Source organism: Pseudorhodobacter antarcticus, assembly GCF_900110135.1.
Lineage (GTDB): Bacteria > Pseudomonadota > Alphaproteobacteria > Rhodobacterales > Rhodobacteraceae > Pseudorhodobacter > Pseudorhodobacter antarcticus.
This window is the reverse complement of record NZ_FOCO01000006.1, coordinates 13,820-37,493: the sequence shown is the minus strand read 5'-3', so window position 1 is coordinate 37,493 and position 23,674 is coordinate 13,820. Positions and strand designations below refer to the sequence as shown.

Below are 23,674 nucleotides of genomic sequence, written 5' to 3'. Positions count from 1 at the left end.
ATCATAGCGCGGCGCATCGCGGTTTATCCCGAACGCATTGCTGCATCCATGTGAAAGGCCCGTTTTGTCAACGACGTGACGGGCAAAGATACGATCTTGCGGCAATTCATCCGCCCGATCAGTGATCCGCCGGGATGGGACATCGCCGAGCGGTCTGCCCAGCCAATGCATCACGGCGTGAATGTGTCGCGCGCACTGGGCGTTTGCAAACCCCTGTGCGCGTGTGCTGACCATAAAGGCAGGATGGCTGCTTTTACAATGGTCAATTTGCCGGGGCCGCGTTTTAGCACGGCTTTGCTTTGCGCTTTGCATTGCGGGCGGCGGCGGTATGGTGATGCTGTTACGCGGAACGGGGGGGGGGGCAGGATGCACATCGCGATTTTGATTTTGGCGGCGGGGGCATCACGGCGCATGCGCGGCATGGACAAGCTGCTGGAACCCGTAAAAGGCCGCCCCTTGTTGGCGCATGTGGTGCAAATGGCCCTGCAATCCGGGCTGGGCGTGACAGTGACCCTGCCCCCCGACCGCCCCGCGCGCGCCGCCGCACTTGTGGGTTTGCAGGCGCACTTGGTCACTGTGCCGGACGCGGGCACGGGCATGGCCACATCCTTGCGCGCGGGTGTTGCAACCCTACCCGAAGGGGGCGCAGTCATGGTGCTGCTGGCCGATATGCCAGAGGTGGACGGGGCCGACCTGCGCGCCATGATCGACGCGTATCGCACCACCCCGGGTCAGATACACCGCGCTGTAACCCCCGCTGGCGTGCCGGGGCACCCGGTGATTTTTCCACCCAGCGCACGGGCGGCGTTGTTGGCGCTGCAAGGCGACACAGGCGCGCGCGCCCTGTTGGCAGACGCAGACGTGGTACAGGTCACCCTGCCCCACGCCCATGCCACAACTGATCTGGACACCCCCGAAGATTGGGCGGCGTGGCGTGCTGGCGGTTAGACCCCCAGCAGCGCTTTCGCTTCAAACCCGCGCAAAGACGGGCGCGCGGCGGGATAATCAGCCCCGGCTTCCAAGGCGGGGAACAATGCAAACACCTCGGCGCGCTGTGCGTGGTCCATGCTGGCCGAGGTCATATCGCCGGGCTGGAAACTTTCGGTCCAAACCCCATCGGCGCGAATGATCTCATGCTGGTCAAACATCAAGTGGATATAGGTGACATGAGGCACAGATACCCGCAAAACGCTGTGATCATTGATCAAATGCAGCGCAGACACCAACACCTCATGTTCCCCAAACAGCATTTCCGCACGCGTGCCTGACATCAAGAAGCGGTGCTGCGGCGATACAGTCATATCGCGCACAGGCAGGCCCGCACCCAAGGCACCCGCAGCCAAGCACACAGGCTGAAACGCCGGGGTCGCCGCCAGTTCCGCGCCCGACACATCCCGCGCCCTAACCCAACGCAGGGTTTGATAGCCGCTGTCGCGCGTCAACACCTTATCGCCCGGCACCAAGCTTTCCACCGCACATTCGCCCTTTTGGGTCACGACCATCGTGCCGGGGGTAAAGCAAGGAATGACCCGTTCAATTTCGGAAAACGCAAAACTGCCCGTGACAGCGCCGGAACCATCCAACACCTGAACCACACCGGCTTCGTTATTACCGCCCCCGAACAGGACGTTGGTAAAGGCAAGGCCACCCAAACTGCGCAGGTCCAGCGTGTCGAAATCGTCGCCCCCTTCGCCGCCCTCAATCACATCGCCGATGCCGCCAAAGAACACATCGCGGTCGTCGTCGCCAAACAATGTGTCAGCCCCGTCGCCGCCTGTCAGCGTGTCGGCCCCACGGCCACCACTGACAACATCCGCGCCGTCGCCACCAAACAGCACATCATTGCCGTCGTCGCCCAAGACAAAATCGTCACCACCACCGCCCGAAATCGTATCATCGCCATCATCGCCAAGCAGCTGATCGGTCAAGTCGCCGCCCATGATATCATCGTTGCCGTCACCGCCATAGACCAAGGATTTGGCCAATGCGGCACCAACAATCGTGTCATTGCCCTCATCGCCAAACAACGCTTGCAACCCAGTGCCCGTGCCGATGATGGTGTCATTGCCAGCCCCACCATATGCCACATCATCGCCACCGCCAGTTTCAATCCGGTCGTCACCGTCGTCGCCATACAGGCTGTCAGCGCCGGCACCGCCAAACAGGCTGTCATTGTCGATGCCGCCAAAAATCGTGTCATTGCCCGTATCGCCGTACAATTGGTCCGCGTCATCCATGCCATAGATCAGGTCATTGCCCGCCCCGCCACGGATCGTGTCCAACCCGTTGAAAGGCAACAAATCGTTTGCATCAGGGGCCGAGGATACGTCCAATTCACCCAGTGTCAGCCCGCCATACAGCACGTCATTGCCGTCACCGCCCTCGATGGAATCGTTGCCTTCGCCACCGATCACCGTGTCATTGCCGCTGCCACCAAACACGGTGTCATTGTCAAAACCCACGTCGATGCTGTCATTGCCGTCGCCGCCAAAAATGCTGTCATTGTCGTCGCCGGTCAGGATTGTGTCATTGCCAGCGCCGCCAAAAACGGTGTCGCGGTCATTGTTGGGGTCCGTATCCGCCGCATAAATACCCAGATACCCCTGGTCCGGCCGGCCCAAGCCGACAGAGGTGCGGGTGTTGATGAAATCATCACCATCGCCACCATCAACGCTGTCATTGCCTTCACCGCCAAAAATGCTGTCATTTCCGGCGCCGCCCGACAAGCTGTCATTGCCTGCGCCGCCAAACAACGTATCGGCCCCATCGCCGCCCAGCAGTGTGTCGTTGCCATCGTCACCGCGCAACAAATCATCGCCAAACTCGCCCATCAGCAGGTCATTGCCTGCGCCGCCTTCCAGCGTGTCCGCACCGCGGCCACCGTACAGCGTGTCATCACCCGCATCGCCGCGGATGCTGTCATCGTCCAACCCGCCATAAAGCGCGTCATTGCCCACCCCACCATTGATGGTGTCGTTGCCATCCATGCCGTAAATGGTGTCATTGCCCGCGCCACCCGACAGGCTGTCGCCGACATCCGTCCAAGCGCCAATCTGGGATTCAACATTCGATGTCGCGCCATAGTAAAGCCCGGCGGGGGCCGCACTGCCCGGCACCACAGTGGTCGGAATGGCCCCGTTGCCCCCTGAAATCGGGGTTTCTGGCAAGGTCAAACGGTACATCGCGTTGCCTGCCGACCCGCTGGCTGCAACATAGATTTGGCCAGCCGCATCGGCGGTCAAACCCCATGAATTTCGCGGTAGAACACCAAGGTTTTGGGAGCTTAGAACAGAGTTGTTGGAATCAAGCGTCAGCTCTACCAAACGGGTTTGGCTACAAACACCCCATGAAATCAACGCCTTATTGCCGTAAAAGATGTAATCACCCGCCGCAGCGCCACCCTCTGGATTGGTCCACCACGGCGTGGCCCCGCCCGGATTGGACGGATCAAACCGATAAATCGTGCTGCCTGTTGCAGTATAGCCCTGACCATCCTCATCAAACGACAAAGAGTTTGCAAAGGTCAACGGGGCAGGAAACCCGCCCAAAAATGACGATGCCCCGGTCGTGGTATCAATACGGTACAATCCACCGGTGGCATTTAACCCAACACCGTAAAGGCTGCCGTCCGGGGCCATACCAACATCGCCCAGAACGACGCCTGTACTGCCCACGATTGTTGTGGTGGCCACACCTTCAACCGTGTCAATGCGCAGCAAGTTAGCACTGGAATCGTTCATCCAGAAAACGGTGTTTTGCGGGTTAATGTCGCTGCCACCGCCATAGATCAGGTCGTTGCCATCGTCCCCCTCAATCGTGTCGCTGCCACTGCCGCCAAACAATGTGTCTGCACCATCGCCACCAAACAACACGTCATCGCCAGACCCGCCGGCGACTTGATCATTGCCCGCCTCGCCAAAGGCGGTGTCGTTGCCCGACCCTCCCATAACGATATCGTTGCCAGTACCCGCCTCAATTCTGTCATCGCCTGCGGCAGCGTTCACACGGTCATCGCCTGCGCCTGCAAGGATAACGTCATCATTATTGCCAGCAAGGTTATCACCCGCATCCACCCGGTCACCTTCGGGGTCGCCCAAATAGGTGCCATCGATCACATCCGCGCCTGCGGTGCCTTCCACGATGTAGTTCCGCGCGACAGACGGAATCCCGATCGCTTCCAACTCGGCCGGGGTATCAAGCCGCGCTGCCGGAACGCCGATCAACGTTATTGTTTCACCGCCCGGAAATATCAGGATCGCATCGCCTGTGCCGTCGCCATTGGTATCGGTCACCACCACATCGCTGGTGTTGATAGGGGTGGTGCCGCCATCCGAGGTCAGGTTGGACACCTCCACCATATCGCGTCCGGTAAAGGTGCCATCGCCATTGTCGATGGGGGCGTCAAACCCTGATACGGTGTCATTGCCAAACCCGTCAGCCAACACCACAGTGTCGTTTGCCGCGTCGCCAATGCCCAAATCGAACGAGTCATCGCCAGCCCCGCCATTGACCGTATCGGCCCCGGCCCCAGTGAACACCACATCGCGACCGGCCGACCCCAGCACATAATCATTGCCAGACCCCAGAATGACCGTCTCAATTTCCGAAAAATTGGCGACATGCACAGGTGGGGTAAAGCTGTTGTAATCAAACTGCCCATTGGCATCGTTAAAGCCGGTGGCGGTTGCCGCCCCGCCCGGCTCCGCGCTGGCCGCATCGGTTACGATCAGATAGGTGTTGCCCGGAATACCCGTGGGGCCTGCATAATCAGAACTGACCCAACCCACAAAGAACGGGTTGCCATTGGCATCAAGGTATTCGGCCCGGCCCGCAGCCCCAAGGCCCGCGCCCGCAACCGACAGCCCATCAAACCCCGTGATCAGGGTTTGCGATGTGTCCACGTTGCCGCCTGCGCCGCCAATGCCTTGGCTGTCCTCCAAAGCGATATCAAAGTCCGAAACCGGAACATAAAACCATTCGCCCGCGCTGAAATCAATCGGGCCTGTGGGATAAACCCCAAAACCGCTGATGGGCGCATCGGGTTTGAACAGGCGCACATAATGCACCGCAGGGCTGGACCCAGCCCCCCCCGTGGGGTCCACGGTCAGGGTGCCATCCTCGCCATTGGCAGGATCGCCCGCGCTTAGATCCAAAAAGATGTCGGCGGTGACCGCACTGGCATCCAGCGTGTCGCCAGCAACTTCATCCGTTTCGCCGCCAACAATGGTATCGCGGCCAAACCCATCGGCCAGATTGAATTTATCGTCGCCCGCCTGGCCTTCCATGTAATCATCGCCAGCATCGCCGGTGATCAGGTCATCGCCCGCGCCTGCGTAGATCTGGTCGCTGTCCGCGCCGCCAAACAGCGTATCGGCCCCGACGCCCGCGTTGATAATGTCATTGCCCGTGCCGCCATAGGCCTCGAACTGCAGGGTCGCATCGCCCCCGTCCAAAAAGTCGTTGCCTTCGTCCAGATAAACGGTGCCTTCGTTGTCATAGGCAATATCACCAGCGGCAGGCACGCCGATGAACACAAGGTCATCGCCCTCGCCACCATAAATTAAATCGCTGCCTTGGCTGCCCGCAATAATATCATTGCCAGCGCCGCCATAAATCGTATCAATCCCGATAGAGCCGACCAGCGTGTCCGCGCCGTCGCCGCCATAGATCAGGTCTGCACCGTCACGGCCAAACACATGGTCATCGCCGTCGCCGCCATAAATGGTGTCGTCGCCGTAAAGCCCTTCCAGCTCGTCATTCCCAACGCCGCCTTCCAGCAAATCATTGCCGTGGCCGCCCAGCAGGCTGTCATTGCCGTCACCGCCATACAGGCTGTCGTCGCCCGAACCGCCATAGATGCTATCATCGCCCGCGCCGCCCACAAGGCTGTCATTGCCACCAGGGCCCGCAACCGGGTTGCTGCGCACGGAAATATCGCTGTCGATTTCAAAATCGCCAATCAGCGTGTCATTGCCCGCATCGCCGTTCAGCGTGTCATTGCCCGCGCCGCCAACAACGGAATCGTTGCCAGCCCCCGCCAAAACATAATCGTCATTCGGCCCGGCCCCCGGCAACAGCGCATCATTCGCATCAATCCGGTCGCCGTCATTATCACCCAAATAGGCGGCGTCGATGGTATCATCGCCCGCAGTGCCATACACAATGCCATCGGGCATCGGAATTCCCATTGCGGCCAATTGCGCCGGGCTGGACACGGCAGCGGCAGGAACCCCTACCAGTGTCAGGCTTTCCCCGTTGGGAAAGGTCAAAACTGCGTTGCCCGCAACCGATGTCACCACAACATCATTCACATTCACCGGGTTGCCGCTGGCATCATTCAGACCCGCCACATTCAGCACGTCCACCCCGGTATAGGTGCCACCCGCAGTCAGCGTGGGGGCGGCAAACCCCGTGACGCGGTCCGCGCCCGACCCGTTGGCCAGTACCAGCGTGTCTGCACCAGCGCCCAGCACGATGTTCTCAATCTCGGTAAATCCGGCGGTAAAGGTGCCATCGCTAACCGTGCCCGTCTCGGCATTTGCGTTGGACAGGTTAACGGTCAACCCCGTGGTGACGCCCGACAGGTCCAGCGTATCGCCAACCGTCTCTCCGGTTTCGCCACCCGTGATGGTGTCGCGGCCAAAGCCGTTTGCCATGACAAAACGATCATCGCCGCCAGCGCCGCCCATGTTGTCATTGCCAGCGCCGCCCAAAATCGTGTCATTGCCAGTGCCCAAGAAAATCTGGTCATTGCCATCGCCACCATCGGCAAAGTTGTTACCGCCCGAGTCGAAAATCTGGTCATCGCCCGTGCCGCCAAACAACTGGTCATTGCCGCCGTCACCGATCAGCGTGTCGTTGCCCGCATCGCCGTACAGCGTGTCATTGCCTGCGTCCCCATCGACGTAATCGGCACCTGCGCCGCCATACTGCAAATCGGCCCCATCATTGCCAAACAGGCTGTCAGCGCCCGCCCCGCCATAAATGGTGTCATTGCCCGTCCCACCGTTCACGGTGTCATTGTCGTCGCCTGCATCAATGCTGTCATTGCCAGCACCGCCCGATAGGCTGTCATTGCCCGCAAAGCCGAAAATCACATCATCATTGGAACCGTTCAGCGCGTCATTGCCATTCACCCGATCCCCATCGGGATCCAGCAAATAGGCATCGTTGATCACATCGGCGCCCGCCGTACCTTCGACCACATAATCCAATGCGGCCCGGTCAAACGTCATGTTGCCCACACCAAACATGCCGCTGGTGGCAAAACTTTCGCCGTTGTCGAACACGAATTGGATCCGCGACACTGGGCCTGCGATGGTAATCGCAACGCTATCTTCGGCCCCGATGGTTTCAACACCACCGTTAAAGCTGCCATCAGCGTCCAATTGATTCCCGGTTGACGAATGGTAAGGGTCCGCCAACAAATCCCCGAAATTCACCGCCTGCACATTGCCTTGCGCATCAGTGACCAGAACCGTTAACCGATCATCCCAGCCGCCAGCCTGAAAGTCGATGTCGTAAACTTCAAAGCTGAAATTGGCGACAGGGGCCGTAAAGGTCATCGTGGTGGTGATCGGTTCATTAATGCCCTGCACCCAAAGGGCGGGGGCCGCAGGCGAACCATTCGTAGAGGCGGTGGCCGTTTGGCCGTTGATATTGGTTGTGGTTGCAACCGTCACACCGACAGTATCAGCACCATTCGCAAGGCTGTATGTTCCATTTGTACCAACAGTCGACCAATTAAGATTAAACGGCATCGTACCCTCACAAAGCTTTTAGTGCCATGCACCAGATCGGCACACAGCAACTCTCAGCATCAGGGATGCAGGCGAACCAAGGCAAAGCTTAGGCAACCGCATGGCGTTTCGGTGAAGGCAAAATAAATTAAGAAAGTATTAACTTTAGGGAAAAACACGCAGCACGGGGGGCCTGCCCAGCGCGCCGCCGCATACCTGCCCAGCGCGCCAATGTGGAAAAGGGGGCTTTTGCCCCCTTCCCCAGCCACAATTTTTTGCGACCTGCTGCATAAACTATTTTGAAACAACCCGTTAGCGGATCAACAACTTTGCTTCGTGTTTCTTCAAGGTGCGGCGTGCGGCAGTGTAATCCTCAACCCCCTCCTTGGTTTTCAACTCTGGGAACAGCTCAAAAATCTCGTTGCGCTGCGCATTGCCCATCCCGCTCAAGGTGTAATCCCCGGGCTGGAAGCTTTCTGTCCACGCACCATCCGACAGCACAACCTCGTGCTGGTCAAACAGCAAGTGGATGTAGGACGTGCCGATGCTTTCCACCTCAAAAATGCCCTTGCCACCGACCAGATGCTTGGCAGACACCAGCACCTCACGCTCATCGAAATACAGCGAGGTGCGGTCGTTGGACACCAAAACACGGTGGTTCGGCGACAGCATCATGTCACGTTCCGGCAAACCATTGCCCAAGCTGCCACGGCGCACCATAATGGGACGCAGATGCGGGTTGGCGGTCAGATGTGCCCAATCAAACTTGCGGTTGCCCGACCAGCGCAGTTCCTGAATACCGTTGTCACGGGTGATAATCCGATCACCAGCGCGCAGGTTTTCCACCAAAACCTCACCTTTTGGCGTCGCAATCAGCGTGCCGGGGGTAAAGCACGGGATGCCTTCGATATTTTCGAAAACAACTGTGTTAGTGACCACACCATCCGCGTTCAGATATTCAACGCGCCCGTCAAACCCGTTGCCATCGCTGTCTGATCCCGTCCGGATGATGCGATAGTCGCTGCGTGGCCCCGAAATGATCAATCGGTCAAAGTCGTCGCCTTCGGCCCCACCAAAGATGGTGTCGCTGCCGCCCGTTGCCGGATCCAGCAAGAAATCATCGCGGTCCGCACCGCCGAACAAAACGTCAGACCCGGTGGCACCCGACAATGTGTCGTTACCAGCCCCGCCTTCCAGCGTGTCATCGCCTTCGTCGCCATTCAGCGCGTCATTGCCTTCGTCACCAACCAACGAATCGTTATCAACACCGCCAAACAACACATCATTGCCAGTGCCACCGAACAACGTGTCATTGTCATCGCGACCAAAAATTGTGTCGTTGCCCGAACCACCAAAAATCAGGTCGGGGTTGTTCAACGGCCGCAAATCAAGCGCATCCGGCAAATCAAGCGCATCACCGATGGTGTCATCCAACCCGCCATAAATCAGGTCGTTGCCAGCTTCGCCAAAGATCGTATCCGCCCCTTCGGAACCGATGATCGTGTCGTTGCCCGCACCGCCATAAACAAGGTCGGCGTCCACGCCTGCGTTGATGCTGTCATTGCCACCATCGCCAAAGATTGTGTCGGCATCATCGCCCGTGATGATCGTGTCGTTGCCAAGGCCACCATAAACCAGATCGCGGTCATCCTCGGGGTCGGTATCGGCAGGGTACAGGCCCGGATAATCAATATCGGGACGCTGCAATGGCGATGACGTGTCAATGAAATCGTCGCCTTGCTGGCCAAACACGGTGTCGGCACCTTCGCCCCCAAACAGGGTGTCGTTGCCTTCATTGCCGCGCAGATCGTCGTCACCCACGCCGCCAAACACCAAATCATCGCCAAGACCTGCAAACACAGTGTCATCGCCAAGCCCGGCAAACACGGTATCATCGCCACCTTCGGCACGAATACGGTCATCGTTCGGACCATCAGCGCCCAAAATTGCATCGCCCGCATCCACACGGTCCGCATCAAACGGGTCGATATAATCGCCGTTGATCAGGTTGCCCGCATCGGTGCCGCGCACAATCCCGTCGCGGGTTGGATCAATGGCGTCATCCACAGTGACCACAGCCACACCATCATCTGTCAAACCCGATGGGTCGGTGACGGTATAGTTGATAACCGCTTCACCCAAGAACCCGGTGTTCGGCGTAAAGGTCACCGACCGCCCATCCGGGTTGACCACAACAGTCCCATCTGCAGATGTCGGCGTACCCGTAATCCGCAAGGCCGAATTAGGATCATCCGGGTCAACATCGTTGCCAATCAGATCAATAACAACCGGCGTGTTCAACACGGTCACCGCCGCATCATCTTCGGCAATCGGCGCATCGTTCACTGGGTTTACAGTGACCGTCACGGTCGATGTGCTTTCGTTCCCATCGGGATCGGTGATCGTATAGGTGATCGTATCCACCCCATTGAAATCGGGATTTGGCGTATAGGACAGCGTGCCATCCGGGTTCACACCCACAGTGCCGTTTTCGGCGGTCGGGGTGCCTGTCACGGTCAGCGGTTGACCGTTCGGGTCGGTGTCATTCGCCAAAACCGGGATCACCGAAATCGGTGTATCCTCATCCGTTTCGGCCAAATCGGGGTTCGCAACAGGCGTGCCGACAAAGTTATCAACCGTGTCCGACAGCGAAAACGTCGCAACCGACCCTTGGAAGTGATTGTTCAAGTTGTTCAAAACACCCGGATCGGACAGCGACTGCCCCGCGCCGATCATCCACGGCTGGCTGATCGGATCTTGATCCATCGTCAAACCGGGGAGAACGGCCTGTTCAAACGACGCCGTTGTGGTCAGGTTGCTGATTTGAACCGCACCACCCGCGATCTCATCCCAAGAATAAACAATATTCACTTCGTCGCTAGGGTTCACAAAACCCGGCACAGTTTGGAACGTCGTCGTATCACCCGCCGATTCGTGTGAAATCAACACGGACCCGTCAGGCAACACTTCAATACGGAAACCGCCGGGGGTTTCGCCAACCGAATCGCGCGACAAAACCGTGTTTGGCCCCGTGCCCACTTGCGCGGTCTGCGAGAATTGAATCTCCAGCGTGCCGCGCGGCATTTCAAATTCGGTGTTTGGATAGATTTTAACTTTGTCGTTAATACCGTCCAGCACAGCGCGGCCGCCAACAGGTGCAGCCCCATCAAAATACTCGCCATTCTGGGCACCATTGCCCAGCGCCGAATCCGCAGCGATCGGGCCAGTATCGTCAAAGTTATAAAGTGCAAAAATCGGCATTTCAAATTCCTCACTACAGCAGAGACATCGGCGTTCACGCCAAAGTCACCCATCAAACGCGGCCAGACCGCCGCAAGCTCAGCGCGCGCCGGAAAATTCGGACCCAGCGCTACAACGAAGCCAATTCGATGGAGTAGGTGAAAATACCAGCAGCAAAGACGCACAAGCAGCCTTTGCAGCAGCGAAACCTAGGTTTGGCATTGGCAGCATCCACAGCACAGCGCGCAAAGAACACTCCTTACACGCACCACTCTTCTCGACCGCCCCCACGGCCATATCCCTCCCAGATGGGACCTCCCTTTGATACATGTCCTTGCGCATTGGTGAAAGTGAAATTCACAGGGATGGGGGGGGGAATAATCAGGTACTTCACCGCAAAATCAGCGCATTAACCATCTTAAGCCCAAAAGCGCACAGGGCTCGTTGTTTCCAAAAACCAAACGCAACCTGTCTAAAAAGCTAGGATTGTTCGATAAAGACAAGCGATTCCCCAGCAGCTTTCCCTTTTCGAACCTTCACTGTTTCGATCACGGAAACGCGAGCCAACACGATTCGGCGGTTAACCAGTGCTGATTTATTTTTCGCCACCGACCGCCGGGTCAAACCCAATTTCTGCCAGATCAGCGCCAATAGCTGCGATAACCCGGAAAAGCGCGCATTTTGAAAAAAATCGCTCAAAACCGTGCGAATCATTCAAGACAAATTTTAGGGAATTGGAATGTGCAGCCGCCGCTAAAAATACACTGGTGCCCGAGGAGGGACTCGAACCCCCACGTCTTGCGACGGGGGATTTTGAATCCCCTGCGTCTACCATTCCGCCACTCGGGCCCAGTGGGTGCCATGTAACCCGCCTTTGCGGGCGCGTCAATTGGCTGTTTGCGGGTTTTTCACGCTAAAGCGAATTTGCTGAAAACGTATCGCACGCTGGCAGCGCAGCCGATTGATATCCCTACACAAACCACTGCGACCGCTGCTGCGATGTGCCGTGGGTAAAGCTGTGCGGATTGGGCCGCTGGCCCGCATTGCGCTGCAACGTGTCATCGCCAATCTGGCGCGCGGCGTTCACCGCCTCCTCCAAGTCACCCGGCTCGATGGCACCGAATTTATCTTCGGCCAACCGTGCCCAAATCCCTGCAAAACAATCCGCCTGCAATTCGATGCGCACCGAAATCGCGTTGCTTTGCGCCTGTGACGCCGTGGCGCGCACTTCATTCGCCCGCGCCAAAATCCCCAATTCGTTTTGCACATGATGGGCAATTTCATGCGCCACGACATAGGCCGCCGCAAAATCGCCCTTGGCCCCCAGCTGGCGTTCCAGCGTCACGAAGAAATCGGTGTCCAAATAGGCTTTTTTATCGCCCGGACAGTAAAACGGCCCCGACGCGCCATTCGCCCCACCACAAGGCGACGCGGTGGCCCCTTTGAACAACACCAGCGTGGCGGGGGTATAGGTGCGGTTCAACTGGTCACGAAACACATGCGCCCACACCTCCTCCGTATCGGCCAGCGTGACGGATACGAACTGCCCCGCCGCCTCATCCGCAGGTGTGATCGGCGCGCTGATCTGTGTGCGCCCTTGGTCTTGCAGCAACGGCGTCACATCAATTCCCAGGAAATACCCGACCACCAGCACCGCCAGCAGGCCCACGCCCCCCACACCGCCCGCACGCCCCACACCAGACCGCGCGCGCCGATCCTCCACATTCCGGCTTTCCCGCCGCCCTCGCCACTGCATATAAACGCCCCCCGTTTTGCCCATTTTACCGCAACTGCGGCGCATCACAAAGGGCGTTTGTCCCCATTTGGATGCACGCCTTACCCCTTTGTCCCCTTGACGGCCCCATCCCTGCATGATGCAACACGCCAAACAACAGGACAGGCCCGATGATCCGCGCATTATACGACTGGACGCTTGGCCTTGCAGGGTCGCGCCACGCCCTCTGGGCCCTTGCCTTTGTTGCCTTCATCGAAAGCTCTGTCTTTCCCATCCCCCCCGATATTTTGATGATCCCTATGATCATCGCCGCCCCCCGCCGCGCGTTCCTTATCGCAGGGGTTTGCACCGTCGCCTCTGTGCTGGGCGGGGCGTTCGGCTATTATATCGGGGCGGCGTTTTTCGACAGCATCGGCCTGCCAGTGCTGGAGTTTTATGGCAAAACCGACAACTTCACGACCTTCACAGACCGCTACAACGCCTACGGAGCGTGGGCCGTGCTGATCGCGGGCATCACCCCGTTCCCGTATAAGGTTATCACCATCCTGTCAGGCGCCACAGGCCTGTCGCTGCCGGTGTTCATGGCAGCCAGCGTGGTCGCGCGCGGTTTGCGGTTTTTCCTCATCGCGGCCCTACTATACCGCTACGGCACACCGATCCGTGACTTTATCGAACGGCGTTTGGGCCTTATGTTCACCTTGGCGGTCGTGATATTGATCGCCGGATTTGCTGCCATAAGGTTTATGTAATGTCGCGCACCCACCTCATCCTCACGGCGATGCTCGGCTCGGCGTGCCTGCTGATCGGCGCGTTTGCGTTCCAATATATCGGCGGCATGTATCCTTGCACCCTGTGCATCTGGCAACGCTGGCCCCATGCGGCCGCCGTGGTGATTGGCATTTTGGCCCTGATCACGGGTTGGCGCGCCCTGCCCTTGCTCGGCGGCCTCGCAGCCCTCGCCTCGGCGGGCATCGCACTGTTTCACACCGGGGTGGAACGCCTGTGGTGGGACGGGCTTGCCTCTTGCTCTGGCAACTCCATCGCGGGGCTCAGCATGGATGATCTGCTCAATCCCGCCATTACCATCGCAGCCCCCGTCCGCTGCGACGTTGTCGCATGGGAAATGTTTGGCCTGTCAATGGCATCTTGGAACGGCCTGTTGTCACTGGCCCTGATGCTAATCTGGCTGACCGCCGCACGCCGCGACACTTAATCCCCATCACCGCACAGGCGGCGCGGATTGAAACAACCGCGCATGTTCTTGCAGCGCAAAACGGTCGGTCATGCCCGCCACATAATCCGCCACAATCCGCGCCAGCAATTGATGCGTGTCCGCCGCAAGCACATCATCGCGCCATTCTTCGGGTAGCAATTCGGGCTGCGCCATGAACAACGGAAACAAATCGCGCACCACCGCTGTCACCCGCGCGCGTTCCACCATAACCGATGGCGCGCGGTACATGCGGGTGAACAAAAACGACCGGATCGCCTTTAATTCCTGAAACAAGGGTTTGGAGAATCGAATAACCGTCCCATCCATCCCACGAATATCATGCACCGATTGCGGTTTCGCCGCGTCCAGCCGGATGCGCGCCACGGCGATCACATCCTCCACCATCCGGCCAAACACCCGGCGCAACGCCTCATGTCGCCTTCGCATTTTGTCCAAACCGGGATACAGCGCATCCACCGCCGCAAAGGCAGGGCCGGTCACGGGCAGCGCCATCAAATCGGCCTCATCAAACAGGCCAGACCGTAAACCATCATGCAAATCATGGTGGGAATAAGCGATATCATCGGCAATCGCCGCCACCTGCGCCTCGGCACTGGCAAAGGTGTGCAATTCCAAATCCCACTCCGCATTCGCCTCCGTCAATGCATAGGGCAACACCTCGCCCACGCCTGCCACCACCGGGCCATTGTGCTTGGCGATGCCCTCCAGCGCCTCCCATGTCAGGTTCAACCCGTCAAAATCGGCGTAATGGCGCTCCAACCGGGTGACGATTCGAATGGCCTGCGCGTTGTGGTCAAACCCGCCAAACGGCGCCATCAACTCGGCCAGCGCGTCCTCTCCGGTATGGCCAAACGGCGTGTGCCCAAGGTCATGCGCCAGCGCAATCGCTTCCGCCAAATCGGTGTTCAAGCCCAAAACGCCAGAAATCGTGCGCGCCACCTGCGCCACCTCAATCGAATGGGTCAGGCGCGTGCGGTAATAATCGCCCTCATGTTCCACAAACACTTGGGTTTTATGCTTTAACCTGCGAAACGCCGATGAATGGATAATCCGGTCGCGGTCGCGCTGAAACGGCGACCGAAACGACGACATCCGTTCCTCGTGCAAACGTCCGCGCGTCTCCTCAGGGTGGCAGGCAAAGGGTGCAAGCATCATATCTAGCCTTTTGCGCCGCGCGTGGCGGCTATCACGCCCATCTATAAGCGATATTTCCCACAATGGCACCCACCACGCACACGCCTTGTGACATTGCCGCCTCCGCCCTATATTGGAACCAACTGCAGCCAACCAAAGGCCCCGCCATGACCCTGATCCTTCCCCCCCGCGTGACCGACCGCGCTTTTGCCCGCCTCGCCGAAATCGCGGAGGACGCGGGCGAGGTGAAAGCCCTGCGCGTCGCCGTCGATGGCGGCGGGTGTTCGGGTTTTCAATACGATATCCGACTGGACGACCCTGCCGCCGATGATACCGTGTTTGAAAAAGACGGGATGAAAGTGCTGGTCGATGCCATATCCATGCCGTTCCTCGCCAATGCCGTGATTGATTACTCCGAGGAATTGATCGGCGCGCGGTTCACCATCGAAAACCCCAACGCCAGCAGTTCGTGCGGCTGCGGTATCTCATTTTCCATGTAAGCTTGCGACCCCGGCGCGGCCCGCCTACAACCAGCACAACCAAACCAAAGGCCATGCCATGAAACTCGCCACCTTCAACATCAACGGCATCAAAGCCCGCATCGACGCCCTGCCCCGCTGGCTGGAGGCGGCGAAACCCGATGCTGTGGCTTTGCAAGAAATCAAATCCGTCGATGAAACCTTCCCGCGCGAAGTGTTTGAGGATATGGGCTACCGCGTTGAAACCCATGGTCAAAAAGGCTTCAACGGGGTCGCCATTCTGTCCCGCCTGCCGCTAGAGGATATTATCCGCGGCCTGCCCGGCGACGACAGCGATGAACAATCCCGCTGGATAGAGGCAACGGTGATGGGCAACCGCCCCATCCGCCTGTGTGGCCTCTATCTGCCCAACGGCAACCCCACGCCGGGGCCGAAATACGACTATAAACTGGCGTGGATGGCCCGCATGGAAACCCGCATCCACGACCTGTTGCTGACCGAGGAACCGCTGGTGATCGCAGGCGATTACAACGTCATCCCCCAGGCTGAAGATGCCGCCAACCCCATGGCCTGGACCGATGACGCGCTATACCTGCCCGCCACCCGCGCCGCCTACCGCCGCATCGTGAACCTTGGCCTGACAGATGCGTTCCGCGCCCGCAACCAATCCCCCGGCCAATACAGCTTTTGGGATTATCAGGCCGGCGCGTGGGAGAAGAACAACGGCATCCGCATCGACCACCTGCTGCTGTCGCCCCAAGCCGCCGACCTGCTGCGCGATTGCCAGATTGATAAAGAGGTGCGCGCGGGCGAAAAACCCTCCGATCATGTCCCCGTCTGGATTGATCTAGCGGCCTGACGCCGTCACATCGTGGGAATAAATCCAATCGTACCGCCGCAGCGCCAGCCCCGGCGCGACCTTACCCAACGCCTTCAACCCCAAATGCGCCACACCCCGCCACGGGGCGCCCAAATGGTAGGCCCGCGCATTGCCATTCGCCGCCTCCACAATCCGCGCACAGCGATGCTGCCGCGCCGCCTGATAGGCCGCCAACCCGCGATCAACCCCCAAACTGTCCAGACATTCGGCCAAAACCCACGCATCCTCCAACGCCATGTTGGCCCCTTGCGCCAAAAACGGCAGGGTCGGATGCGCCGCATCGCCCAAAATCACAGCGCCGCCACCATGCCACCGCTGGGCCACCGGGTGCCGAAACAGCCCCCACAGCCCCACATCCTCCACCTGCGCCAACCACCATTGCACGCGCGGTGAAAACCCTTCAAACGCCAATCGCATTTCCAACGGATCGTCGCGCAGGGCCCAGCTTTCTTCCACCCATTGCCGCCGCTCCTCCACGGCCACAATGTTGCGCATGGTCCCGCCCCGCAGCGGATAACTGACCAAATGGCGGCCCGTGCCCATATGCACCTCCGCCTCAACCACATCGCCGGGCACCGCAGGGATCAACGCCCGCCACGCCACCTGATTGGTGAAAAACGGCGCCGCCGCCCCGTTCAACGCCGCGCGCACCTTTGAATGAAGCCCGTCCGCGCCAATCACCAACCCCGCACCGCGCGCAGCCCCTTGGGCCGTCACCAAGCGCGGCGCATCGCCCGACAGATCAACCGCGTCAATGCGCTGCAACAATTGCAACTCCACCCCCGCCGCCAACGCACCCGCCCGCAACACCTCAATTAAATCCGCACGATGCATCAAATGGAACTGCTGCCCGTTTCGCGACAATTCCAGTCGCGTCACCGAATCTCCGCTGTACCCATCGCGCAAATGCACGGCCTGCGCGGGCATCGACACCGCCCGCACCGCATCCCCCAGCCCCAACGCCTCCAGCACCACTGCCCCATTGGGCGAGATTTGCAACCCCGCACCCACCTCGCGCACAGCATCGGCCTGTTCCAAAACCGTTACCGATGCCCCGCGCTGCGCCAGCGCCGCAGCCACCGCCAACCCGGCAACACCCGCGCCCAGCACCGTGATATCCATCTGTGTCACTGTCATGCAGCAGATCCTTGAAATGCAAAAAGGCCAAACCCTAGGTCTGGCCCTTTGTAATCATCACCGATTGCAAACCCGCAATCAATCCTTGCAATCAGGGCGCGCCGCGCCCCCGCAAACCGTTCAATCCTCGCGGTGAACCCGCTCGCGGCGCTCATGCTTTTCTTGGGCTTCCAGCGTCATCGTCGCAATCGGGCGCGCATCCAAACGCTTCAACGAAATCGGCTCGCCCGACGCTTCGCAATAGCCAAATTCGTTATTCTCAATCCGGCGCAGCGCCGCGTCAATCTTGGATACCAACTTGCGCTGACGGTCGCGCGTGCGCAGCTCCAGCGCCCGGTCGGTTTCCTCGGACGCGCGGTCCGCAATATCGGGCACCGCCCGCGCGGACCCCTGCAAACCCTCAATGGTTTCCGCCGATTGGTCCACCAGATCTTGCTTCCACGTCAGCAACTTGCGGCGGAAATATTCAAGCTGGCGGTCGTTCATAAACGGCTCGCTCTCAGCCGGGCGATAATCGTCGGGAAGAAAGGACTCGGCCTTCATCGCGTGTATCTCCATATGGTCGGACATAACCGACAAGGGGGCTTGTGACATTTCGCACTCCTATTTTCGGTCACTTAAAGGAACCTGCGCGCATTGTCACTAGCGGTTGCGACAATTTCATGGCGCAGGTAGGGTTCCCTATAAATATTGCAAAAGGCCACAACCCCCAAATGAAATTTGCCACCACAGACAACTACATAGCGACCGAGGATCTGACAGTGGCGGTCAACGCCGCCGTGGTTTTGCAACGCCCGCTGCTGGTCAAAGGTGAACCGGGCACCGGAAAAACCGAACTCGCGCGCCAAGTTGCCACCGCATTGGGGATGCCCTTGATCGAATGGCACGTCAAATCCACCACCAAGGCGCAGCAGGGCCTTTATGAATATGACGCCGTATCGCGCCTGCGCGACAGCCAATTGGGCGATGCGCGCGTGAATGATGTCAAAAACTACATCCGCAAGGGCAAGCTGTGGCAGGCGTTTGACGCCCCCGAACGGGTGGTTTTGCTGATTGATGAAATCGACAAGGCCGATATCGAATTTCCCAACGACCTTCTCCAAGAACTCGATCGGATGGAGTTTTTTGTCTATGAGACCGGCGAAGTCATCAAGGCCCGCCAGCGCCCCATCGTCATAATCACCTCCAACAACGAAAAGGAACTGCCCGACGCCTTTTTGCGCCGCTGCTTTTTCCACTTCATCCGATTCCCCGACATTGACACCCTGCGCCAAATCGTGGGCGTCCACTTTCCCGCCATCAAACCCGCCCTTTTGGCCACAGCGCTGACACAATTCTTTGAAATCCGCGGCACGCCGGGGTTGAAAAAGAAACCCTCCACCAGCGAGGTCCTCGATTGGCTGAAATTACTGCTGGCAGAGGATTTGACCCCCGAAGATCTGGCGCGGGACAAGGTTTCCCTGCCCCGCCTGCACGGCGCTTTGTTGAAAAACGAACAGGACGTGCATCTGTTTGAACGCTTGGCGTTCATGGCGCGCGGCCAGCGCTAAGGGCTGCGGCACAGGCAGGCGCTACATCTTGTGGCACAGGCATGCCGCGCACAGTTAAGGTTTCACCTTAAAAGTGTGCGCTAACCCCTTAAGACCGCGACAAGAATCGGGACCACAATAAGGCACCCCCGCCCCGATCTCGCCTTATTTGCGCCACATTGTTATCACGGCACAACAAATTACTGAAATACATTGAAACAAATCGCGATCAAATCCGGCCAAATCTGGCGTCCCGCCGCATTTGCCCCGCTAGGCGTTGAATCCATTTTCGCCGCAAAGAATCCCCCTGATTGACACAGACGGGCCGCGAAACGGACACTCCAACCCTGTTCTCTCAAGGCCAGAGCAGAACGCGCATTGGAAGTGTCATGACCCAAAACCATATATTGACGACCCGATTTTTGACTGCAGGCGATTTTGACGCTTGGTTTCCGCTTTGGGCGGGATATTTGGCCCAGAACAACACCAAAATGCGCTGGCAAGATCGAACGGCCTTGTTCGCCAAACTGTCCGGCGGCGCCAAACGGGTGGCCGCGATGGTTGTGGAATGTGATGGCAAAATGGTAGGGTTTGCCCATTACGAAATGCGCCGCGCCAAATTCGCTTTTGAAAACGCCTATGTGATCCAAGACCTTTATGTGATGCCCGCGTATCAAGCACAGCGCGCAGGCACCCATCTGGTGCAGGCGATTTATCAAGCGTCGCACGACAATGGCGTGCCCATCATCTATTGGATGGCCGCCGAAAACCTGCACCGCCGGGACGCGCAAGCAACCTCTCCTTTCCTCCAATTCAGAAAGGCCGCTTAACATGCGCTTGGTCTCCCTTCTTTCCATCGGCTTTCTGACCGCTTGCGTGCCCAGCCCGGGTGCCGACGTGTCGATGAACCAATCCAAAGCCGCGACCTCCACCTCCACATCCACCTCTGCGATGAACCGGTTCGGGTTAACCGCCGCCCCGCGCCCCAGCCGCAGCAACGGCGAAATCGCCCGCGATTTCATGGAATTGTCGTTTATGATGGAAAGCGGGCGCGCTTTGCCCGTTTTCGCCCGGTTCGAAGGTCCGATCACGGTGCGCACCGCGGGCGCCGTGCCCCCCAATGCCGCAACCGATCTGGCCCGCCTCCTCCAACGCTTCCGAAATGAGGCGGGGCTGAACATCCGCGAGGTGGCATCAGGGCCCGCCTCCATCAATATCGAATTTGTGCCGCGCAACGTGATCCGCGCCACCTATGCCAACGTCGCTTGTTTCGTGGTTCCCCGCGTGTCCAGCTGGGCCGAATTTCGCGCCGGGCGCAACACAGGTGTGCTGGATTGGACCAGCTTGAAACAACGGGAACATGTGTCAGTGTTTATCCCCGCCGACAGTTCCGCCCAAGAGGTGCGCGACTGCCTGCACGAAGAAACCGCCCAAGCGATGGGGCCGCTGAACGATCTGTTCCGCCTGACCGATTCCGTGTTCAACGATGATAATTTCCACACCGCGCTGACCGGGTTTGACATGACCATCCTGCGCGCCTTTTATGCCCCCGAATTGCAATCGGGCATGACACAGGCGCAAGTGGCCGCAAAACTGCCCGGCATCTTGGCCCGCATCAACCCCTCGGGCAATCACGGCGGCGCATCCGAAGTGAACCCAACCCCGCGCTTCTGGATCAATCAAATCCAAACCGCCCTCGGCACCTCCGGCAGCGTATCATCGCGCGAAAATGCGGCCCGTCAGGCCGTTGCCACCGCCCGCGCCCAAGGGTGGACCGCAGGCAGGCTTGCTTTTAGCTATTTCGCGCTAGGTCGCATCAGCCTCACCTCCAACCCCGCCGCCGCGATTGAGGCGTTTACCCAAGCTGGCCTTATCTACAGCCGCTTGCCGGGCGGTGACATCTATGGCGCGCATGTGGACATGCAATTGGCCGCTTTCGCCCTGTCGCGGGGCGAGGCGGACCGCGCCCTCAACATCGCAAACCGCAACTTGCCCATCGTGGCCCGCGCCGAAAACGCCTCTCTCATGGCAACTTTGATGCTGGTCAAGGCCGAAGCACTGCAGATGCAAGGCAAGAGTTCCGAGGCAGCCGCCGTGCGCATAGACAGTCAGGGCTGGGCGCGATATGGCTTTGGGTCAGAGGCGCAAATACGGGCGCGGGCGGCCGAAATCTCGGCGCTTGCACGGCGCGGCAACAAAAGCTGACGGTTAGGCCAAACGCGGCCCCCGTGGCAAAGGCTTCACGGGGGCGGACAGAATGATCGTACTGGCAGGACTGCTGATGGGCGCGGTTTTGGGCGCTTTGGTCGCGCGCAAATATGGCGGCAAACCTTTGGATTTGCTGCAATACGCCGCCGGGTTTGCCATTGCGTTCGCCCTATTGGGCCTGTTCATCACCGTGTTCCTCACCCGAATATAGCGATATGTTCCTGCCCTTTTTCGACACATTGCGCAGGCACGGGGTCCCGGTCAGCCTGCGCGAATACCTCTCCTTTCTCGAAGGGGTCGCGGCGGGGCTGGTCACTTATGATGTCGACGGGTTTTACTACCTCGCCCGCCTGACAATGGTCAAAGATGAACGCCACCTCGACCGCTTTGATCAGGCCTTTGCCGCCAGCTTCAAAGGGCTGCAATCCATCCCCCCCCAATCCGTGATCGACGCGCTGGACCTGCCCGACGACTGGCTGCGCAAACTTGCGGAAAAACACCTTACCCCTGATGAACAAGCCGCGATCAACGCGCTTGGCGGCTTTGAAAAGCTGATGGAAACCCTGAAACAGCGCCTGAACGATCAAAGATCCCGCCACCAAGGCGGCAACAAATGGATCGGCACTGCAGGCACCTCGCCCTTTGGCGCTTACGGCTACAACCCCGAAGGCGTGCGGATTGGCCAAGACACAGGCCGCCACGGCCGCGCGGTAAAGGTGTGGGACAAACGCGAGTTCAAGAACCTTGACGACACCGTTGAACTGGGCACCCGCAACATCAAACTCGCCCTGAAACGCTTGCGCAAATGGGCGCGCGATGGGGCGGCGCAGGAACTTGACCTTGAAGGCACCATCCGCGCCACCGCCGAACACGGCTATCTCGATGTGCAAACCCGCCCCGAACGGCGCAACGCGGTCAAGGTGCTGCTGCTTTTGGATGTCGGCGGCTCGATGGATCCTTACGTCAAAATCGTCGAAGAACTCTTCAGCGCCGCGCGCTCCGAATTTCGCCACCTCGAACATTTCTATTTCCACAATTGCCCCTATGAGGGGCTGTGGCGTGACAACCGCCGCCGCTGGGATGCGCAAACCCCAACTTTGGACGTCCTGCGCACCTATGGCCCAGATTGGAAATGCATTTTCGTCGGCGACGCCAGCATGAGCCCGTATGAAATCCTGCACCCCGGCGGCGCAAACGAACATTGGAACCCCGAATCCGGGCAGGTCTGGCTGAACCGTCTGTGCGCGCATTGGCCAACACATCTGTGGATCAACCCGACCCCCGAACGCTTTTGGGCGCACAGCCATTCCATTCGCCTTATCCGCGACCAAATCGGTGCAAACATGGTTCCCATGACGCTCGACGGTCTCACCCGCGGCATCAAGGCGTTGTCACGATGAGGCGCCGCGCCCTGATCACAGGCTTTGCCATCGCCGTGGCCCTCACCGCATTTTTCCTGCTGCGCTTGGTGTTTTTCACCACCGTCTGGATGGAAAATCCCCCCGGCGCGCACCCGATCGAAGGGTGGATGACCCCTCGCTACATCAGCCGCACTTTCCGCATCCCGCCCCCCAATTTGCAGGCCGTGCTGCAACTTGGGGCGACTGAACACCCCCGCCAATCGCTGGAGAAAATCGCCCGCGCGCGCGGCCTTCCCCTGCCCGACCTCATCGCAGAAATTGAGGCGCTGATCCCAACCAGCCCCGCGCCATGACCGACACGCTGTTGCGCCTCGTTTCCGATTACGGGTTGGTCGTCATCGCCCTTTGCACGCTTTTATCCTGCCTTGCCATGCCCTTACCCGCATCGCTCATGATGATGGCAGGCGGCGCATTTGCGGCGGCAGGCGATTTGGTGCTGTGGCAGGTCTGTGCGGCCGCCTTCATCGGGGCAATCACAGGCGATCATATCGGATACTGGGCCGCCCGGCGTTTTGGCGGCGTGCGCGTCTGGGCATGGCTGCGCAAACAACGCCGCGGTGCCCAAGCCACCGCCCGCCTGTTGCATCAGGCCGAAGGGTTGGTGCAACGGCGTGGCGGCTGGGCCGTCTACCTCACCCGCTGGCTGTTCAGCCCGCTTGGCCCCTACGTTAACCTGATCGCCGGGGCCACGCGGATGCCGTGGCGCACCTTCACCACCGCCGATCTGGCGGGCGAAGCGACGTGGGTCGCCCTTTACGTCACCTTGGGCTTCACATTCGGCAGCCAGATTGAGGAGGTGTCAAACACCCTCGGCTCCGTCATCGGTGCGCTGACCGCAGGCATGATAACCGCCCTTCTGGCCCGCGCCCTGTGGCGCAAACGCCGGACAAACCGCTAAACCACCCGCTAACCCACAGGTTTTTGCAATCGCCCCTTTC

At 59.3% G+C, this 23,674-nt stretch carries 19 protein-coding genes and 1 tRNA gene; 12 read left to right on the top strand and 8 right to left on the bottom strand.

The genetic code is table 11. The features are described 5' to 3' along the window. Positions 1-366: 366 nt before the first annotated feature. Positions 367-948: a nucleotidyltransferase family protein gene (locus BMY36_RS04170; protein ID WP_050518495.1), complete on the top strand. Its 582-nt coding sequence runs from the start codon at positions 367-369 to the stop codon at positions 946-948. Here BMY36_RS04170 and BMY36_RS20725 read toward each other — a convergent pair. The 5 genes from BMY36_RS20725 to ypfJ all read right to left on the bottom strand — a co-directional run bounded on the left by BMY36_RS20725 (position 945) and on the right by ypfJ (position 12,735). Next, positions 945-7,682: a Hint domain-containing protein gene (locus BMY36_RS20725; protein ID WP_050518464.1), complete on the bottom strand. Its 6,738-nt coding sequence runs from the start codon at positions 7,680-7,682 to the stop codon at positions 945-947. The genes BMY36_RS04170 and BMY36_RS20725 overlap by 4 nt on opposite strands. Positions 7,683-8,051: 369 nt before the next feature. Continuing rightward, positions 8,052-11,000, bottom strand: a complete 2,949-nt coding sequence (locus BMY36_RS04155) for a Hint domain-containing protein (RefSeq protein WP_050518466.1) — start codon at positions 10,998-11,000, stop codon at positions 8,052-8,054. 459 nt (positions 11,001-11,459) lie between these two features. Next, entirely contained in the window at positions 11,460-11,693 is a 234-nt protein-coding gene (locus BMY36_RS04150; protein WP_050518467.1) for a hypothetical protein, read from the bottom strand. A 51-nt stretch (positions 11,694-11,744) separates the two neighbouring features. Then, a tRNA-Leu gene (locus BMY36_RS04145) sits at positions 11,745-11,828 on the bottom strand. 121 nt (positions 11,829-11,949) lie between these two features. Beyond that, on the bottom strand, positions 11,950-12,735 hold the full coding sequence (gene ypfJ, locus BMY36_RS04140) for a KPN_02809 family neutral zinc metallopeptidase (RefSeq protein WP_050518496.1): 786 nt from the start codon (positions 12,733-12,735) through the stop codon (positions 11,950-11,952). Between the two features lie 149 nt (positions 12,736-12,884). Between ypfJ and BMY36_RS04135 the strand changes: the two genes are divergently transcribed. Further along, positions 12,885-13,463 carry a YqaA family protein gene (locus BMY36_RS04135; protein ID WP_050518468.1) on the top strand — a complete coding sequence of 193 codons (579 nt, stop codon included), beginning with the start codon at positions 12,885-12,887 and terminating at the stop codon, positions 13,461-13,463. Continuing rightward, positions 13,463-13,927: a disulfide bond formation protein B gene (locus BMY36_RS04130; RefSeq protein WP_050518469.1), complete on the top strand. Its 465-nt coding sequence runs from the start codon at positions 13,463-13,465 to the stop codon at positions 13,925-13,927. The genes BMY36_RS04135 and BMY36_RS04130 overlap by 1 nt, the downstream gene beginning before the upstream one ends. A 6-nt stretch (positions 13,928-13,933) precedes the next feature. Here BMY36_RS04130 and BMY36_RS04125 read toward each other — a convergent pair whose 3' ends face one another. Next, positions 13,934-15,100, bottom strand: a complete 1,167-nt coding sequence (locus tag BMY36_RS04125) for a deoxyguanosinetriphosphate triphosphohydrolase (protein WP_050518497.1) — start codon at positions 15,098-15,100, stop codon at positions 13,934-13,936. Between the two features lie 155 nt (positions 15,101-15,255). Here BMY36_RS04125 and BMY36_RS04120 point away from each other — a divergent pair, with 155 nt between their 5' ends. Together BMY36_RS04120 and xth are read left to right on the top strand one after the other, a co-directional pair. Beyond that, a complete protein-coding gene (locus BMY36_RS04120; protein ID WP_050518498.1) occupies positions 15,256-15,582 on the top strand; it encodes a HesB/IscA family protein in 327 nt (108 codons plus the stop codon). Positions 15,583-15,640: 58 nt separating this feature from the next. After that, on the top strand, positions 15,641-16,420 hold the full coding sequence (xth, locus tag BMY36_RS04115; protein ID WP_050518470.1) for an exodeoxyribonuclease III: 780 nt from the start codon (positions 15,641-15,643) through the stop codon (positions 16,418-16,420). On the opposite strand, the gene BMY36_RS04110 is transcribed toward xth, so the two are convergent. Next, a complete protein-coding gene (locus BMY36_RS04110) occupies positions 16,409-17,578 on the bottom strand; it encodes an FAD-dependent monooxygenase (RefSeq protein WP_050518471.1) in 1,170 nt (389 codons plus the stop codon). The two genes, xth and BMY36_RS04110, sit on opposite strands and share 12 nt — an antisense overlap. Before the next feature lie 120 nt (positions 17,579-17,698). Further along, positions 17,699-18,121, bottom strand: a complete 423-nt coding sequence (gene dksA, locus BMY36_RS04105) for an RNA polymerase-binding protein DksA (protein WP_050518499.1) — start codon at positions 18,119-18,121, stop codon at positions 17,699-17,701. Positions 18,122-18,291: 170 nt separating this feature from the next. Between dksA and BMY36_RS04100 the strand changes: the two genes are divergently transcribed. From BMY36_RS04100 to BMY36_RS04075, 7 genes are all read left to right on the top strand, one after another. Continuing rightward, positions 18,292-19,128, top strand: a complete 837-nt coding sequence (locus tag BMY36_RS04100; RefSeq protein ID WP_050518472.1) for an AAA family ATPase — start codon at positions 18,292-18,294, stop codon at positions 19,126-19,128. Between the two features lie 368 nt (positions 19,129-19,496). Then, entirely contained in the window at positions 19,497-19,937 is a 441-nt protein-coding gene (locus BMY36_RS04095) for a GNAT family N-acetyltransferase (RefSeq protein ID WP_050518473.1), read from the top strand. A 1-nt stretch (position 19,938) separates the two neighbouring features. Continuing rightward, positions 19,939-21,312 (top strand): DUF2927 domain-containing protein, encoded by a 1,374-nt coding sequence (locus tag BMY36_RS04090; RefSeq protein WP_050518474.1) that lies wholly within the window; start codon positions 19,939-19,941, stop codon positions 21,310-21,312. A gap of 52 nt (positions 21,313-21,364) precedes the next feature. Beyond that, entirely contained in the window at positions 21,365-21,526 is a 162-nt protein-coding gene (locus BMY36_RS19810; RefSeq protein ID WP_050518475.1) for a hypothetical protein, read from the top strand. Positions 21,527-21,530: 4 nt separating this feature from the next. Then, on the top strand, positions 21,531-22,715 hold the full coding sequence (locus tag BMY36_RS04085) for a vWA domain-containing protein (RefSeq protein ID WP_050518476.1): 1,185 nt from the start codon (positions 21,531-21,533) through the stop codon (positions 22,713-22,715). After that, on the top strand, positions 22,712-23,029 hold the full coding sequence (locus tag BMY36_RS04080; protein ID WP_050518477.1) for a hypothetical protein: 318 nt from the start codon (positions 22,712-22,714) through the stop codon (positions 23,027-23,029). Before BMY36_RS04085 ends, BMY36_RS04080 begins: the two co-directional genes overlap by 4 nt. Further along, positions 23,026-23,634 (top strand): DedA family protein, encoded by a 609-nt coding sequence (locus BMY36_RS04075; protein WP_050518478.1) that lies wholly within the window; start codon positions 23,026-23,028, stop codon positions 23,632-23,634. Before BMY36_RS04080 ends, BMY36_RS04075 begins: the two co-directional genes overlap by 4 nt. Positions 23,635-23,674: the final 40 nt, after the last annotated feature.

What these genes read in the sequence shown, in the direction of transcription:
- BMY36_RS04170 (WP_050518495.1), top strand. Translation starts at nt 367, where the DNA reads ATGCACATCGCGATTTTGATTTTGGCGGCGGGGGCATCACGGCGCATG.
- ypfJ (WP_050518496.1), bottom strand. Translation starts at nt 12,735, where the DNA reads ATGCAGTGGCGAGGGCGGCGGGAAAGCCGGAATGTGGAGGATCGGCGC.
- BMY36_RS04080 (WP_050518477.1), top strand. Translation starts at nt 22,712, where the DNA reads ATGAGGCGCCGCGCCCTGATCACAGGCTTTGCCATCGCCGTGGCCCTC.
- xth (WP_050518470.1), top strand. Translation starts at nt 15,641, where the DNA reads ATGAAACTCGCCACCTTCAACATCAACGGCATCAAAGCCCGCATCGAC.
- BMY36_RS04110 (WP_050518471.1), bottom strand. Translation starts at nt 17,578, where the DNA reads ATGACAGTGACACAGATGGATATCACGGTGCTGGGCGCGGGTGTTGCC.
- dksA (WP_050518499.1), bottom strand. Translation starts at nt 18,121, where the DNA reads ATGAAGGCCGAGTCCTTTCTTCCCGACGATTATCGCCCGGCTGAGAGC.
- BMY36_RS04095 (WP_050518473.1), top strand. Translation starts at nt 19,497, where the DNA reads ATGACCCAAAACCATATATTGACGACCCGATTTTTGACTGCAGGCGAT.
- BMY36_RS04135 (WP_050518468.1), top strand. Translation starts at nt 12,885, where the DNA reads ATGATCCGCGCATTATACGACTGGACGCTTGGCCTTGCAGGGTCGCGC.
- BMY36_RS04075 (WP_050518478.1), top strand. Translation starts at nt 23,026, where the DNA reads ATGACCGACACGCTGTTGCGCCTCGTTTCCGATTACGGGTTGGTCGTC.
- BMY36_RS19810 (WP_050518475.1), top strand. Translation starts at nt 21,365, where the DNA reads ATGATCGTACTGGCAGGACTGCTGATGGGCGCGGTTTTGGGCGCTTTG.
- BMY36_RS04125 (WP_050518497.1), bottom strand. Translation starts at nt 15,100, where the DNA reads ATGCTTGCACCCTTTGCCTGCCACCCTGAGGAGACGCGCGGACGTTTG.
- BMY36_RS04090 (WP_050518474.1), top strand. Translation starts at nt 19,939, where the DNA reads ATGCGCTTGGTCTCCCTTCTTTCCATCGGCTTTCTGACCGCTTGCGTG.
- BMY36_RS04085 (WP_050518476.1), top strand. Translation starts at nt 21,531, where the DNA reads ATGTTCCTGCCCTTTTTCGACACATTGCGCAGGCACGGGGTCCCGGTC.
- BMY36_RS04130 (WP_050518469.1), top strand. Translation starts at nt 13,463, where the DNA reads ATGTCGCGCACCCACCTCATCCTCACGGCGATGCTCGGCTCGGCGTGC.
- BMY36_RS04150 (WP_050518467.1), bottom strand. Translation starts at nt 11,693, where the DNA reads ATGATTCGCACGGTTTTGAGCGATTTTTTTCAAAATGCGCGCTTTTCC.
- BMY36_RS04155 (WP_050518466.1), bottom strand. Translation starts at nt 11,000, where the DNA reads ATGCCGATTTTTGCACTTTATAACTTTGACGATACTGGCCCGATCGCT.
- BMY36_RS04100 (WP_050518472.1), top strand. Translation starts at nt 18,292, where the DNA reads ATGAAATTTGCCACCACAGACAACTACATAGCGACCGAGGATCTGACA.